Source organism: Gordonia paraffinivorans (assembly GCF_900683595.1).
Classification (GTDB): domain Bacteria; phylum Actinomycetota; class Actinomycetes; order Mycobacteriales; family Mycobacteriaceae; genus Gordonia; species Gordonia paraffinivorans.
Window position 1 is genome coordinate 1452668 of record NZ_CAACYD010000007.1, and the last position, 14636, is coordinate 1467303.

The 14636-nt window shown below is 71.3% G+C and carries 11 protein-coding genes and 1 riboswitch; of the genes, 8 read left to right on the forward strand and 3 right to left on the reverse strand.

Translation table 11 applies throughout. The features are described from left to right. Positions 1–132: 132 nt before the first annotated feature. Positions 133–1548, forward strand: coding sequence for a hypothetical protein (locus E1P53_RS19680; RefSeq protein WP_131735255.1), 1416 nt, complete (start codon positions 133–135; stop codon positions 1546–1548). A 35-nt stretch (positions 1549–1583) separates the two neighbouring features. Continuing rightward, on the forward strand, positions 1584–2024 hold the full coding sequence (locus tag E1P53_RS19685; protein WP_131735256.1) for a hypothetical protein: 441 nt from the start codon (positions 1584–1586) through the stop codon (positions 2022–2024). A gap of 22 nt (positions 2025–2046) precedes the next feature. Here the strand turns inward: E1P53_RS19685 and glpK are convergent, their stop codons facing one another. Then, positions 2047–3534 (reverse strand): glycerol kinase GlpK, encoded by a 1488-nt coding sequence (gene glpK, locus E1P53_RS19690; protein ID WP_131735396.1) that lies wholly within the window; start codon positions 3532–3534, stop codon positions 2047–2049. Between the two features lie 75 nt (positions 3535–3609). On the opposite strand from glpK, the gene glpD reads away from it, so the two are divergent. Both glpD and E1P53_RS19700 read left to right on the forward strand, forming a co-directional pair. After that, on the forward strand, positions 3610–5352 hold the full coding sequence (gene glpD / locus E1P53_RS19695; RefSeq protein WP_131735257.1) for a glycerol-3-phosphate dehydrogenase: 1743 nt from the start codon (positions 3610–3612) through the stop codon (positions 5350–5352). 87 nt (positions 5353–5439) lie between these two features. Beyond that, the gene (locus E1P53_RS19700; RefSeq protein WP_131735258.1) at positions 5440–5862 is read left to right on the forward strand and encodes a pyridoxamine 5'-phosphate oxidase family protein; all 423 of its coding nucleotides are present in this window, start codon (positions 5440–5442) and stop codon (positions 5860–5862) included. Positions 5863–5936: 74 nt separating this feature from the next. Here the strand turns inward: E1P53_RS19700 and E1P53_RS19705 are convergent, their stop codons facing one another. Both E1P53_RS19705 and E1P53_RS19710 read right to left on the reverse strand, forming a co-directional pair. Beyond that, a complete protein-coding gene (locus E1P53_RS19705; RefSeq protein ID WP_131735259.1) occupies positions 5937–6728 on the reverse strand; it encodes a DNA-formamidopyrimidine glycosylase family protein in 792 nt (263 codons plus the stop codon). Then, on the reverse strand, positions 6721–11373 hold the full coding sequence (locus E1P53_RS19710) for an ATP-dependent helicase (RefSeq protein ID WP_131735260.1): 4653 nt from the start codon (positions 11371–11373) through the stop codon (positions 6721–6723). Before E1P53_RS19710 ends, E1P53_RS19705 begins: the two co-directional genes overlap by 8 nt. Positions 11374–11386: 13 nt before the next feature. Then, a riboswitch (cobalamin riboswitch) is annotated at positions 11387–11574 on the forward strand. A 37-nt stretch (positions 11575–11611) separates the two neighbouring features. On the opposite strand from E1P53_RS19710, the gene E1P53_RS19715 reads away from it, so the two are divergent. The 4 genes from E1P53_RS19715 to E1P53_RS19730 all read left to right on the forward strand — a co-directional run bounded on the left by E1P53_RS19715 (position 11612) and on the right by E1P53_RS19730 (position 14621). Then, positions 11612–11869, forward strand: coding sequence for a CbtB domain-containing protein (locus E1P53_RS19715; RefSeq protein ID WP_006901837.1), 258 nt, complete (start codon positions 11612–11614; stop codon positions 11867–11869). 27 nt (positions 11870–11896) lie between these two features. Continuing rightward, complete coding sequence (locus E1P53_RS19720) at positions 11897–12724, forward strand: CbtA family protein (RefSeq protein ID WP_131735261.1); 828 nt, start codon at positions 11897–11899, stop codon at positions 12722–12724. Positions 12725–12749: 25 nt separating this feature from the next. Further along, the gene (locus tag E1P53_RS19725) at positions 12750–13256 is read left to right on the forward strand and encodes a histidine phosphatase family protein (protein ID WP_131735397.1); all 507 of its coding nucleotides are present in this window, start codon (positions 12750–12752) and stop codon (positions 13254–13256) included. Between the two features lie 135 nt (positions 13257–13391). Further along, on the forward strand, positions 13392–14621 hold the full coding sequence (locus E1P53_RS19730) for an acyl-CoA dehydrogenase family protein (protein WP_131735262.1): 1230 nt from the start codon (positions 13392–13394) through the stop codon (positions 14619–14621). Positions 14622–14636 lie beyond the last annotated feature (15 nt).

Genomic DNA, 14636 nt, shown 5'->3' on the forward strand with positions numbered 1-14636 from the left:
GCCGAGTCGTCCCGCGAGCTGTCCACAACGGACGTTCCCCGGCTCGGCGCGGGCCCCGGGCGCGGTAGGGTCGGGCAACCCGTCCTCAAGAGCTGCTCGGGGGAGGGCGCACACGGGATCGGGGGAGGCGTCGTGACGGAGCCGCACAGCAGCCTGTATCAGGCTCTCGGCCGCGGAGGTCCCGGCGAGGTCTCCTTCGGCGGCGGCCGGACCGACTGGGCCGGGCTGGGGATCGACGAGATCATCGACATCCTGCACACCATGGATCCCGGCAGCGCCGCCGGCGACGTCAACACCATCCTCCAGGCGATCGAGGCGGTGCGTCGCGCCGCTGACCGGCTGGAGGGGTTGTTCGCCGACGACGGCCTGCGCGGCCGGGCCGCCGACGCCGCGGTGCAGGCCGGGCAGGAGCTCTCCGCCGCGATGCACTCGACGCTCGACTCGGCCACCCTCGTCGGCGATGCGCTCGGCGACGCGGTGGCCGTCGTCGGAGCGGCGCGGGGCCAGGAAGGCCATCTGCAGGAGCTGCGGCGGCGTCTCCGCGAGCGCCCGGAGGACGCACCCGGCGTCCGGTACGAGGCCGACCGGCTGATGGGCTCCACCTACTCGTCCCCGATGCAGCGGGTCCAGCACCGTATCTCGACCACATCCGACGGCCCGGCCGCCACCGTCGTGGGTCTCGGCGGCGCAGGCGGTTCGGTGTTCGCCGGGTCCTCCGGCGCCGATTCCGCCCGTGGCCAGGCGGCCAACACCGTCGACGCCGGCGACTTCGGTCGGCGAGGGTCACCGGCCGCCCCGGCGGCCGTGCCGACTCCTGCGCCTGGTACGGGCGGGCCGCCACCGGGACCGGCCACCCCCCTGGTGCCGACCCCGCCCGGATCGTCGACGTCCGGCGGCCGCGGTCAGGGCGACGACCCGGACGGCCTGCAGCGCGGTGGCCGCGCCACTCCCGAGGGCGCCGGCGAGCGCGCGTCGTCGGGTGGTCCGTCCACCGAGGGCGTCGGCGGCGCGGGCGCGATCGACGGCGGCGCCGGCGGCCTCGGGGACGATCCACGCGCCGAGGGGCTGCCGGGAGCGATGGCACCCATGCCGATGGTCCCGCCCTGGGCGTCGCCGCCCGCCGGTGCGGCCGCGTCGTCCGCATCGCCGGGCATACCGGGACCACGGCCGATCACCCCGGCTGCGGGGCCGCTGGGAGCACCGCCGGTGGGGCGTCGCGGCGGCTCCGACGACGAGCGCCACAAGACCGCACCGTATCTGCACAACCGCGAGCACGGCGCAGAGATCGTCGGGGCCCTCCCGCTGGTGGGTCCGCCGGTGGTCGGGGACTGGCTGCCCGTCGCGACCACCGCGACGGGTCCATACGCCGACCCGGCCACGGCCCGGGAACCCGCTCCGTCGCCGCAGGACCCGACGGTCACGCCGGGACGAACCGGCATGGGACCCGAACCCGCCACCGGAAGGGACGGGGCGCCCGAGGACGCGGCCGCGGTGGACGACACCCCCGGGACGGGGCCGCGACCGAGCCGACGATCGGACGACGCGTGATGTCCGGGCACGGCCCGCACCCCGGAGGAGGGGAAGTGCCGAATCGAGTGGACCGCCTGCCGGGCGGGGTCGCCCGACTCGTCTCCGAGGTGCCGGACGAGGACGTGGTGCGGTGCCTGCAGCTGTTGGTCGCCACCGTCATGGACGTGACCGGCGCGTCGACGCCCGAGGTGCGCGAGGTGATCCGCCGGTGGCGTCAGCACGGGAGCGTCGATCAGGCCGGGGTGGGCTCGCTGCGCGCCGTGTCCGCCCATCACGACTTCGACGGCTTCGCCCATCAACGGCGCGGCGACGTCGACGCCCAGCGCGACAGCTTCCGGCGCGCCCGGGCGATCGACTGCGTCCTCGCCGCCATGTCGATCGCGACCGCCGCGGAGGCCCCGCGCACGGCACTGCGGGAGGCCGCCTACGAGGCCTCTGCAGCCCTGGGTGGGACAGCGGGCGTGGTGGGCGTCCTCGCCGACTTCGTGGTCTGAGAAAGCCCGGCCGCCGGTGGCCTCACGCGAGGTCGAAGCTGTGCTCCACGGCCCGGTTCCATTCCCGGTAGAGGCGTTCGCGCTCACCGGGATCCATCGCCGGATTCCACCGCTTGTCCTCGGCCCAGTTGGCGCGGATCTCGTCCTCGCCCTCCCAGTAGCCGACGGCGAGCCTGGCGGCGTAGGCCGCGCCGAGTGCGGTGGTCTCGTTGACCACCGGGCGCACCACCGGGACGTCGAGGATGTCGGCCTGGAACTGCATCAGCAGCTCGTTGACGACCATCCCGCCGTCGACCTTGAGGGTCGACAACTCCATCCCGGAGTCGGCCTGCATCGCCTCGATGACCTCACGCGTCTGGAATGCGCTGGCCTCCAAGGCCGCCCGTGCCAGGTGCCCCTTGTTGACGAACCGCGTCAGGCCGACGATCACGCCCCGGGCATCGGACCGCCAGCGCGGTGCGAACAGGCCCGAGAAGGCGGGGACGAAGTAGGCGCCGCCGTTGTCGTCGACCCCGGCTGCGAGCTCTTCCACCTCGGCGGCGGTCCGGATGATCCCGAGGTTGTCGCGCAACCACTGGATGAGTGAGCCGGTCACCGCGATCGACCCCTCGAGCGCGTAGCGGGCCGGCTGGTCGCCGATGCGGTAGCAGACCGTGGTCAGCAGGCCGTGGTCGCTGAACACCGGTTCGGTGCCGGTGTTGAGCAGCAGGAAGTTGCCGGTGCCGTAGGTGTTCTTCGCCTCGCCGGGGGCCAGGCACGCCTGGCCGAAGGTGGCGGCCTGCTGGTCGCCGAGGATGCCGGACAGCGGGACACCCGGCAGCGGGCCCTGTCCGCGCAGATATCCGAAATGCCCTGAGGAGCTGCGGATCTCCGGCAGCATGGACATCGGTATGCCCATCTCGGCGCAGATCTCCTCGTCCCAGTCCAGGGTGTGGAGGTTCATGAGCATGGTGCGCGACGCGTTGGTCACGTCGGTGACGTGCACACCGCCGTCCACGCCGCCGGTCATGTTCCAGGCGAGCCAGGAATCCATTGTGCCGAAACACAGTTGGCCGGCCTCGGCCTTGTCGCGCAGGCCGTCGACGTGATCGAGCAGCCAGCGGATCTTCGGTCCGGCGAAATAGGTCGACAACGCCAGTCCGGTGCGGTCTCGGTAGCGGTCGACCCCGGCGTCGCCTGCGAGTTCCGCACACAGCTCGTTGGTCCTGGTGTCCTGCCAGACGATCGCGTTGTGCACCGGGCGGCCGGTCTCGCGGTCCCAGATCACCGTGGTCTCGCGCTGATTGGTGATGCCGCACGCGGCGATGTCGGCGGCGGTCAGCTCGGCCGAGGCCAGCGCGGCGGCGCCGGCGCGGCGCGTGTTGCGCCAGATCTCGGCGGCGTCGTGCTCCACCCAGCCCGCGCGGGGGAAGATCTGCTCGTGTTCGATCTGTTCGACGCCGACGACCCGTCCGGCGTGGTCGAAGATCATCGCCCGGGTCGAGGTGGTGCCCTGGTCGATGGCCGCCACGTATTTCCCTGCACTACCCACGCGGTCAGTGTCGCACGTTGTGGTGCGGCCCGAGATCAATTAGGCTCGGCGAGTATGAACACCGAGTTCAACCCGGACCGGCCCGCCGACATGGGGCCGCTGTACCGCGCCGAGGCGTGGCGCCGGTTCGGCGAGGAACAGTTCGACGTCGTGGTGATCGGCGGTGGTGTGGTCGGTGTGGGATGCGCGCTCGACGCGGCGACCCGTGGCCTGCGGGTCGCGCTGGTCGAGGCCCGCGACATCGCCTCCGGCACGTCGAGCCGGTCGTCGAAGATGTTCCACGGCGGACTCCGGTACCTCGAGCAACTCGAATTCGGCCTCGTCCGTGAGGCTCTCAAGGAACGTGAGCTCTCGCTGCGGTTCCTGGCGCCGCACCTGGTCAAGCCGCTGCCGTTCCTCTATCCGCTGACCCGGCGCGTCTGGGAGCGCCCGTACGTGGCGGCCGGCCTGTTCCTCTACGACCGCATGGGCGGGGCGAAATCTGTTCCCGGGCAGCGCCACGTGACGCGGTCGGGTGCGTTGCGCGTGGCCCCCGCGCTCAAACGCAACTCCCTGATCGGCGGAATCCGTTACTACGACACCGTTGTCGACGACGCGCGGCACAGTCTCACGGTGGCGCGCACCGCGGCGCAGTACGGCGCGGTGATCCGGACCTCGACGCAGGTGGTCGACTTCCTGCGCGAGGCCGGCCGCGTGCTCGGCGTCCGTGTGCGCGACACCGAGACCGGCGAGATGACCGAGGTGCGGGCGCACTGCGTCATCAACGCCGCGGGGGTGTGGACCGACGAGGTGCAGGCGCTGTCGAAGCAGCGCGGCCACTTCCGGGTCCGCGCGTCGAAGGGCGTCCACATCGTGGTCCCGCGCGACCGCATCGTGAGCGAGACCGCGATCATCCTCCGCACGGCCAACTCGGTGCTGTTCGTCATCCCGTGGGAGACCCACTGGATCATCGGCACCACCGACACCGACTGGAACCTCGATCTCGCGCATCCGGCGGCCACCCGCAAGGACATCGACTACATCCTGGAGCGGGTCAACGAGGTGCTCGTCACGCCGCTGACCCACGACGACATCGAGGGCGTCTACGCGGGTCTGCGTCCGCTGCTGGCGGGGGAGGACGACGAGACGTCGAAGCTGTCGCGCGAGCACGCGGTGGCCACCGTCGCGCCGGGCCTGGTGTCCATCGCGGGCGGCAAGTACACGACCTACCGCGTCATGGCCGCTGACGCGGTGGACGCGTGCAACGACTTCATCCCCACCCGCGTGGCGCCGTCGATCACCGAGCGCGTGCCGCTGCTCGGCGCCGACGGCTACTACGCGCTGATCAACCAGTGCGAGCACCTGGGGCAACGGTACGGGCTCCATCCCTACCGCGTCCGGCGCCTGCTCAACCGGTACGGGTCGCTCATCGACGACGTCCTCTATTACGCACAGGAGGACAGGTCGCTGCTCGCGCCGCTCGCGGCCGCGCCGCAGTACCTGCGCGTCGAGGTGGTCTACGCGGCGATCGACGAGGCGGCCCTGCACCTCGAGGACGTCCTGGCCCGCCGGACCCGGATTGCCATCGAGTACTCGCACCGCGGCGTCGACTGCGCAGAGGAGGTCGCCGACCTGCTGGCGCCGATCCTCGACTGGACGCCCGAGCAACGCGACTTCGAGATCGCCAACTACCGGGCGCGCGTCGAGGCCGAGGTCGCCTCGCAGCAGCAGCCCGACGACGACTCGGCCGACGCCCTGCGGGCCGCGGCCCCCGAGGCCCGCAAGGAGATCCTCGAACCGGTTCCGGTCCCCGACTGACACCGGTCACCTGCGGGACCTAGGTCTCTTTTCCGACAGCGGTTCTGGGAGCACCATCGGGAACAGGGGGGAGAGAAGGGACGGATCATGACAGAGACTCCGGTTCAGGTACTCGGCTCCGACGAGGCCTGGGAACTTCTCGGCTCGGGCGAGCTGGGCCGCCTGGCGACGTGCGTGGACGGTGTTCCCGACATCTTCCCGGTGAACTACCACGCCGCGGACGGCAAGATCACCTTCCGCTCCGGCGAGGGCACGAAACTCGCGGAGCTGGCGGTCAACGGCCGCGTCGCGTTCGAGACCGACGCCTACACCGATGCCGGCGGGTGGAGCGTCATAGCCAAGGGCGAGGCGCGGATCCTGACCGGGTTGGGCGAGATCGAGGAAGCCGACAAGCTACCGTTACGCCCGAGGATCCCGACGCTGAAGTACAACTACGTCGAGATCGCCGTTGACGAGATCTCCGCGCGCCGTTTCGAATTCGGTCCCGAGCCGGAGCGGTACCCGGTCTGAGCCACGCACACCCACCCCTTTCGGTGAACCCGCAGCCCTGTGCGGGGGATATGCCGAAAGGGGTGGGTGTGGTGTCACGTCTGGCAGCGCGGGCACCAGTAGATCGACCGCTCGCCACCGGTCGACGCCAGCTCGCCGCGTGTGATGAGGGTCGCGCAGCGCCGGCACAGCTGGCCCTGGCGGCCGTACACCCACATCCGGCCATTGGGCGAGGTGTTGCCGGTCGTCGTGCGTGCGGACCGTAACCTGTTGGCCCACAACAGGCGTCGGCTCAGGTCGACCATCGGTCCCAGGTCGACCTCGCGCACCGGCCGGGTGGGCAGGACCTTCCGCAGGTAGCAGATCTCGCTGCGGAAGACGTTGCCGACACCGGCCATGAGCCGCTGGTCGAGCAACGCGGCTCCCACGGGCTGGTCCGGGTCGTCGGCGAGCCGCCGGATCGCCTCGTCGCGGTCGAAGTCGTCGGCCAGCAGGTCCGGGCCGAGGTAGGCGAGTGCGGCGTCGGGGTCGGCCAGGAGTTCGAGGATGCCGAGGTCGAAGCCGACGGCCTCGTGGGTCTCGGTGCGCAGCACGACCCGGGCCTGGTAGGCGGGGCGGCGCCAGCGGCGTCCGATGGGGTGGACGTGCCAGACCCCCTCCATCTTCAGGTGCGAGTGGACGCTCACCGCGTCACCCGCGCCCGGCGTGCTCTCGTCGACGTCGATGAGCAGGTGCTTGCCCCTCGACCGGACCGCCACCACGTCGCGTCCGGACAGGTCGGCGGTGGCCAGCGACGGGATGCGGAACTGCGACGAGACGAGTCGACGCCCCTCGAGCACCGCGCGGAGCCGGGACGCGGCCGCGTAGACGGTATCGCCCTCAGGCATGGGTGCCGTACCTTAGCCGGATGCCGCGCGGCGTGGTCGCGAAACCGGCCTCGACGAGGACCTTGCCGAAGTCGGTGGCGCGCACCGGCTCCGAGTCGATCTGGTCGATGGTCAGCCGCGACACCCGCCCCGCCCGCACGAGCGCGACCAGCGCGCCGGCCGCCGACTCCAGGGCGGGGATGGCATCGGTGAACGTCAGCAACGTCTTGCCCCCGCGCTCGACGAAACACACGAGCTCACCGTCGACGATCACCACGAGCGCACCGGGTTTGCGGCCGGGCCGATGACCGGCGTCGGCGTCGCGGGAGCGCGGCCACTCCAGCGCCGCGCCGAACGGATTCGCCGGGTCGGTGGCCGCGAGCACGATCGCCTCGCGCGGCGGTTTGCGGTCGGGCAGGGCGTGGCGGCGCAGCTCGTCGACGGTGGCGGGGGAGGCGAACTGCGCGCCGCCGAGTCCGTCGACGTAGTACCCGCGACGTACCTGTCCGCTGTCCTCGAAGACGTTGAGCGCCTTGTAGACCCGCGCGAACCCGCCCGCCACCTCCTCGGTCATGACGCTGCCGCGGGTGATCACCCCGTACCGCGCGAGGAGCTGATCGCACAGGGCCTGAGTCGCGACCGTCGGGTCGATCTCGGCGCGGTCGAGGGCGAACCAGCGGCCGGCCGCGGTCGGGGACACCGAGGGCGCCTCGGCGTGCCCGGCCAGGTACCGCGCGGACAGCCGCCCTGCGCGGAGTCGCGGCGCCCGGCCGCGGGCCCGGTGGGCGGGGGCCGACCGCGGGGCCGACGGACTTCTCCGCGGATGGAGCAGGGCGCGGACCGGCGCGAAGGTGTCGTTCGAGACCTGCCCGGCCCACACCAGATCCCAGAGCGCGCTCTCGACATCGGCCGACGGGGTGGTCGTGCCGGTGGTGATGCCGGAGGCGAACTGCGGAAAACGGAGCGCGCCACCGGGTTCCAGAGCGGTGTGGATCGCCTCGTGGACCGCGGTGGTGTCGATCGGGTCGGGAGCGGGCAGCGTGAACGCGGCGACGTCGGCGGGGTGCAGCGCGATCCAGCCGTCCGCGTTGCCGATCCGGCCGTGCCCCGACCAGACCACTTCACCCGTGCTCAGCAACTCGTCGAGCATGGACGGCGCATAGTCCGACACCCGGGCGGGCAGGATCAGCGACTCCCAGGCGGACGCCGGCAACGGGAAACCGGCGAGCTGGTCGATGACCGTCGCGACCCCGTCGACGCCGCGGAGGGCGGTCTCGGGGGAGGCGTGCTGCCAGTCGAGCAGGAAGCGGGTGAGGACCTCGGGTCCGACGGGCGCCACCTCGGCCCGGCTAGCGGCCAGCGACCCGCGGCGGATCTGGCCCAGCACATCGGTGTGGCACCACTGCGTCGCCGCGGGCGAGACGGAATCGGTTGCCGGATCACCGGTCCGGTTCTCGGGCAGGAAGTCTCCCTCGACGACGCGTCGCTCGCCGGCGAGCCGGGCGAGGGTGTCGCGCACGACGGCGGTCGCGATGCCGAGCGCGCCGGCGGCTTCGGCGACGGTGAACGGGCCGTGGGTGCGCGCGTACCGCCCGACGAGGTCGCCGACCGGGTCGGGCACCGGCTCGAGGTAGGCGGCGGGCACGCCCATCGGCGCCGGGACCCCGAGGGCGTCGCGCAGGCGCGCGGTGTCGTCGATCGACGCCCACAGCGCGCGGCCGTTGTGGTTGACGGAGATGATCTGGCCGCTGCGATGCAGGTCGGCCAGGACGGCGGCGACGGGCTCCTCGCCGCGATAGCGTGCCTCGACCTCCTCGGTGGTCAGCGGTCCGAGCCAGCGCAGCAGGTCGACGACGTCCTCGGCGTCACGCGCCTGGCGCTCCGGCGCGAGCCGCTGCAGCCGGGCGATCACGTCGGCTATCACTCCCGGGTCGAGCAGTTCGCGCAGGTCGACGCGCCCGAGCAGCTGGGCGAGCAGATTGGTGTCCAGGGAGAGGGCGGCGGCCCGGCGTTCGGCGAGCGGGGCGTCGTCGGCGTACATGAAGGCGCCGACGTAGCCGAACAGCAGCGATGCGGCGAACGGCGAGGGACTGGGTGTCTCGGTCTCCACCACCCGGATGCGGCGTGCCCGGATGCGAGCCAGCAGGTCGAGCAGGGCGGGCAGGTCGTAGACGTCCTGGAGGCACTCCCGCACCGCCTCGAGCACGATCGGGAAGTCCGGGAACTTCGACGCCACGGACAGCAGCTGCGCGCTGCGCTGCCGCTGCTGCCACAACGGCGCCCGTCGGCCTGGGTCGCGCCGCGGCAGAAGCAGTGCGCGCGAGGCGCATTCGCGGAAGCGGGAGGCGAACAGCGAGGAATCGGCCAGGCCGTCGGTGACGAGTTGCTCCACCTCGTCGGGGTCGAGCAGGAAGACGCCGGCCCCCGGCGGGTCGTCGTCGGTGTCGGGGAGGCGGATGATGATGCCGTCGTCGGAGGCGGTGGTGGCGCCCTCGATGCCGAGGGTGGCCAGAAGGCGCTGGGAGATGGCGCTGGCCCACGGGGCGTGCACGCGGAGGCCGTAGGGGGAGTGCAGGATCACCCGCCAGTCGCCGAGTTCGTCGCGGAACCGCTCGACCACCAGTGTCTTGTCGGTGGGCAGGTGCCCGGTGGCCTCGCGCTGTTCGGCGATCAGGTTCGCGAGGTTGGTGCGGGCGTTGTCGGTGAGGCCGAGCCGTTCGACGTGGGCGTCGAGCTTCTCGGCGTCGGCGATCGCGCCGGTGAACGCGCCGATGGCCGCGCCCAGTTCGGCGGGGCGGCCCACCGCGTCGCCGATCCAGAAGGGGAGCCGGCCGGGTTGGCCGAACGCCGGCGACACCAGCACGCGGTCGTGGGTGATGTCCTCGATCCGCCAGCTCGTCGCGCCGAGCGCGAAGACGTCGCCGACGCGGGACTCGTAGACCATCTCCTCGTCGAGTTCGCCCACGCGCGTGGCCTTCTCGCCGACCATGAAGACGCCGAACAGGCCGCGGTCGGGGATGGAGCCGCCCGAGGTGACCGCGAGCCGTTGCGCGCCCCGGCGTCCGGTGAGGACTCCGGCGTCGCGATCCCAGTTCACGCGGGGCCGCAGTTCGGCGAACTCGTCGGACGGGAACCGGCCCGCGATGAGGTCGAGCGTGGCCTCGTAGACCCCGCGACCGAGTTCCCGGTACGGCGCGGCGCGGCGCACCACCTCGTACCAGTGGTCGACGTCGAGGTCGTCGACGGCGGCCGCCGCGATCGTCTGCTGGGCGAGGATGTCGAGCGGGTTCTGCGGCACGCTGATCTGCTCGATCTGACCGTCGAGCATGCGCTCGACGGTCACCGTGCAGTGCAGCAGGTCGGTGCGGTGCTTGGGGAACAGGATGCCCTGGCTGATCTCGCCGACCTGGTGGCCGGCGCGACCGATGCGCTGCAGGCCGCTGGCCACCGACGGCGGGGCCTCCACCTGGATGACGAGATCCACCGAGCCCATGTCGATGCCGAGTTCGAGCGAACTCGTGGCGACCACGCATCGCAGGCGGCCCGACTTGAGGTCGTCCTCGATCTGCGCGCGTTGTTCCTTGCTGACCGAGCCGTGGTGGGCGCGCGCGAGTACGGGCTCGGCTCCCGAACTGGCACCGCTTCCCATCACCAGCGCCGGTGCGCCCCCGGCGACCGACGGGTTGGCCTTCTGCTCGGCGGGCGAGCCGTGACGTTCGGCGTGGATCTCGTTGAGACGGGCGGTCAGCTTCTCGGCGAGCCGGCGCGAGTTCGCGAACACGATGGTCGCGCGGTTTGCCTCGATCTGGTCGACGATGGCGGCCTCGACGTAGGGCCACAGCGATCCCGCGGTCGGCGAGAACGCGTCGTCGAGTTCTGCGCCGGCACCCTCGGGACCCGGAGGCGGCGGGATGTTCGCCATGTCCTCGACGGGCACGTCGACGCGCAGGTCGAAGGTCTTCTCGGCCTTCGGCTTCACGACGGTGCACGGGGCGGCCCCGGACAGGAAGCCGGCCACCACCTCGGGCGGCCGCACCGTCGCCGACAGGCCGATGCGCTGCGCCGGCTTCTCGAGCAGCTCGTCGAGACGTTCGAGGGTGAGCGCGAGATGGGTGCCGCGCTTGGTCGAGGCGACGGCGTGCACCTCGTCGACGATGACCGCCTCGACGTCGGTGAGCGTCTCGCGCGCCGCCGACGTAAGCATCAGGTAGAGCGACTCCGGCGTGGTGATCAGGATGTCCGGCGGCGACTTGATCAAACTGCGGCGCTCGGCCGCCGGGGTGTCGCCGGAGCGGACGCCGACGGTGATGTTCGGCTCGGGCAGGTTCAGCTCCTGCGCGGCGCGCGTGATGCCGGTCAGCGGGGCGCGGAGGTTGCGCTCGACGTCGACCGCGAGCGCCTTCAGCGGCGAGATGTAGACGACGCGGGTACCGGTCCGTCTCGGCTCGGCGGCCCGCCCGGCGGCCTCGGCGGCGAGCCGGTCGAGGGCCCACAGGAATGCCGCGAGGGTCTTGCCGGAGCCCGTCGGTGCGATGACGAGGGTGTTCGCGCCGTCGGCGATGGAGGTCCACGCGCCCTTCTGCGCGGCGGTGGGCTTGGTGAAGGCGCTGGTGAACCACCGCCGGGTGGGGGCGGTGAAGCGGTCGAGCACCGAGGGGCGGGGCATCTCTCCACTATGTCTCACCGGTGCGACAGACGGCCGTATCGCGTGCGTATAAGGTCGACGTACGCCTGTACGGGGAATCCGGTGAGAATCCGGAGCGGTCGCGCCACTGTGAGCGACGACAACCGGACGCGGTCGGGAGTATCTCGACGGTGTCCGATGTCGACGCGAGCCAGGATGCCGTGCCGGCGGATGAGATCCACAACTCTCCGACGCGAGATCGGCGAAAGGACACCGACACATGACCATCGGAACCCCTGATCAGGGAATCCCCGTATCCGGCACGACAGCGGCCGCGGCCGCACCGCGGGCCATCGCGGTGCCGAACCTCTCCGCGGCGAGCGCCGCGCTCTGGCTGAGCCTCACCGTGCTGCTCGCCGCACTGGCCTACTACTTCCTCGGGTACGACCAGGGCGTGGTGTCGGTGTTCGGCGAGAACACCTACGTGCACGAGTTCGTGCACGACGCACGCCACTTCCTCGGCTTCCCCTGCCACTGAGCGACCGGCGGAAGGGGACAAGTTCACATGGAGAAGAAGTTCATCGGCGCGGGCCTGCTGTCGGGTCTGATCGCCGGCATCATCTCGTTCGTCTTCGCCCGGATGTTCATCGAACCGGTCGTGGGCAAGGCCATCGACTACGAGGGCGCGCGTTCGGAGGCCGAGGAGACCCTCGAACACGCCGCGGGCGGACACCACCACCACGGCGAGGAGGGTGAGGTCTTCACCCGCGCCATGCAGGAGAACCTCGGGGCCGGTGTCGGCACTCTGGTGTTCGCACTCTGCATGGGAGCGTTCTTCGCGGTCGCGTTCACGGTCCTGTGGTCCTACGTCGGCAGGCGGTACCCGGCGACCGACCCGCGCGCGGTCGCGGGCGCGCTCGGCGTGATCGGGTTCGTCGCCGTCTTCGGCGTGCCGTTCTTCGCCTACCCGGGCAATCCGCCCGCGGTCGGCGACGACGAGACCATCGGCGAGCGGACCGCGGCGTTCCTGACGATCACCGTGGCGTCTGTGGTGCTCGCCATCGCGGCCGTGGTGCTCGCGCTGTGGCTGCGACCGCGGATCGGCGGGCTCGTCTCGGGGATCGTCGGCACGGCGGCGTATCTGGTCGCCGTGGGCGTCACCATCGCGGTGCTGCCGTCGTTCCACGAGGTCCCCGAACCCCTGCGCGACGACGCCGGGCAGATCGTGTTCCCGGGATTCCCGGCCGACGTGGTGGGCGATTTCCGCGTGTACGCGATCGCCAACCAGGTCATCCTCTGGACCGTCCTGACGCTGACCTTCGCGGTGGCCCTCGGCGCGATGTCGCGTTCGAGGAGCGACGGGCGGACCGTCGTCGGCGCCGGTTCGAGGTGAGCGCGGCCGGGTGCACTCACCGCTGATGCAGATCATCACCGCCGGGCGCACCGGCCCCAACAGGTCGGTGCGCTTCGGCGGTGAGGCGCCGCTGGACGACCGGGGGCGCCGGGACGTCGTCGCGGTGGCAGGCGGCATCGAACCCGTCGTCGCCTGTGGGCCCGAGCCGGCGACCCTCGAGAGCGCCCGTCTCCTCGGCGCACCCGTCGAGCAGATCGTCGACGACGCGCTGCGCACCCTGGACGTGGGCGCATGGGCCGGCCTCGCGCCGGAACAGGTCCCGCCGCACCACCTCGCGGCCTGGTTCGCCGACCCCGGCGCGACACCGCACGGAGGGGAGAGCATCGCCGGCCTCGTCGATCGCCTCCACGCCTGGCGGGACCACATGATGGACGAGATCGCCGGCCGTGCGGTCGTCGTGGCCATGCCCGTCGCCCAGGCCCTGCTGTGCCGAGAGGCCTCCGACTACTTCCGGACCGAGGTCCGGCCGGCGGCCGTGTACCGGTGGCCCCGGGACCGTACCGGCGGGTGAGACGACGCACGGCGAAGACACGAAGAGACGGAATCGCCGTGATGTGCCTAGACATCGACAGTGACTCCTGACACAGTTGAACCGGCAAAGTGAAACGTGTTCCACCTCGGTGGCTACCGGTCTGGGAGAGTGACGATGTTCGAGTGGTCCGAAGAAGACCTGATGGTTCGGGATGCGCTGCGCGCGTTCATCGACAAGGAGATCCGGCCACATGTCGACGAGCTCGAGTCCGGCCAGCTCCCGCCCTACGACATCACCCGCAAGCTGCTGCAGACCTTCGGCGTCGACCAGATGGCCAAGGACGCGCTGGAGAAGGAACTCGCGGCCGAGGCCGCCGGGGAGAAGAAGGAGTCGTCCGGCGGCGGTGGCGGCGCCATGGGCGGCTCGATGTTCATGATGGTCAACATCGAACTGGCCGGCGTGTGTCTCGGCCTCGTCGCCTCGCTGGGCGTGAGCATGGGCCTGACCGCGTCGACGATCCGCAGCCGCGGCACCCTCGCACAGAAGAAGCGCTGGTTGCCGGAACTGGTGACGATGGAGAAGATCGGCGCCTGGGCCATCACCGAACCCGACTCGGGCTCGGATGCGCTGGGCGGCATGAAGACAACCGTGCGCCGCGACGGCGACGGTTACATCCTCAACGGTCAGAAGACCTTCATCACCAACGGCCCGTACGCCGACACCATCGTCGTGTTCGCCAAGCTCGACGACGGCAGCGACACCCCGATCCGCGACCGCAAGGTGCTCACCTTCGTCCTCGACAAGGGCATGCCCGGTCTCACGCAGGGTAAGCCGTTCAAGAAGATGGGCATGATGAGCTCGCCGACCGGTGAGCTGTTCTTCGACAACGTCCGCCTCGGCAAGGACCGCCTGCTCGGCGAGACCGAGGACACCGGCTCCGACGCCCGCGGCGCCGAGGGCGCCAAGGCCGGGTTCGTCGCCGAGCGCATCGGCATCGCCGCCCTGTCGCTGGGCATCATCAACGAGGCGCAGCGCCTGTCGGTCGACTACGCCAAGAACCGCAAGCTGTGGGGCCAGCCGATCGGCGACTTCCAGCTCATCCAGCTCAAGCTCGCCGAGATGGAGATCGCGCGGATCAACGTGCAGAACATGCTGTTCAACGCGATCGAGCGCGCCAAGGCCGGCAAGCCGCTGAGCCTGGCCGAGGCGTCGGCGATGAAGCTGTACTCGTCGCGGGCGGCGACCGATGTCGCCATGGAGGCGGTCCAGCTGTTCGGCGGCAACGGCTACATGGCGGAGTACCGGGTGGAGCAACTCGCCCGGGATGCGAAGTCGCTCATGATCTACGCGGGCAGCAACGAGATCCAGGTGACCCACGTCGCCAAGGGGCTGTTGCGCGGCTGAGCCGTTGGCTCCATG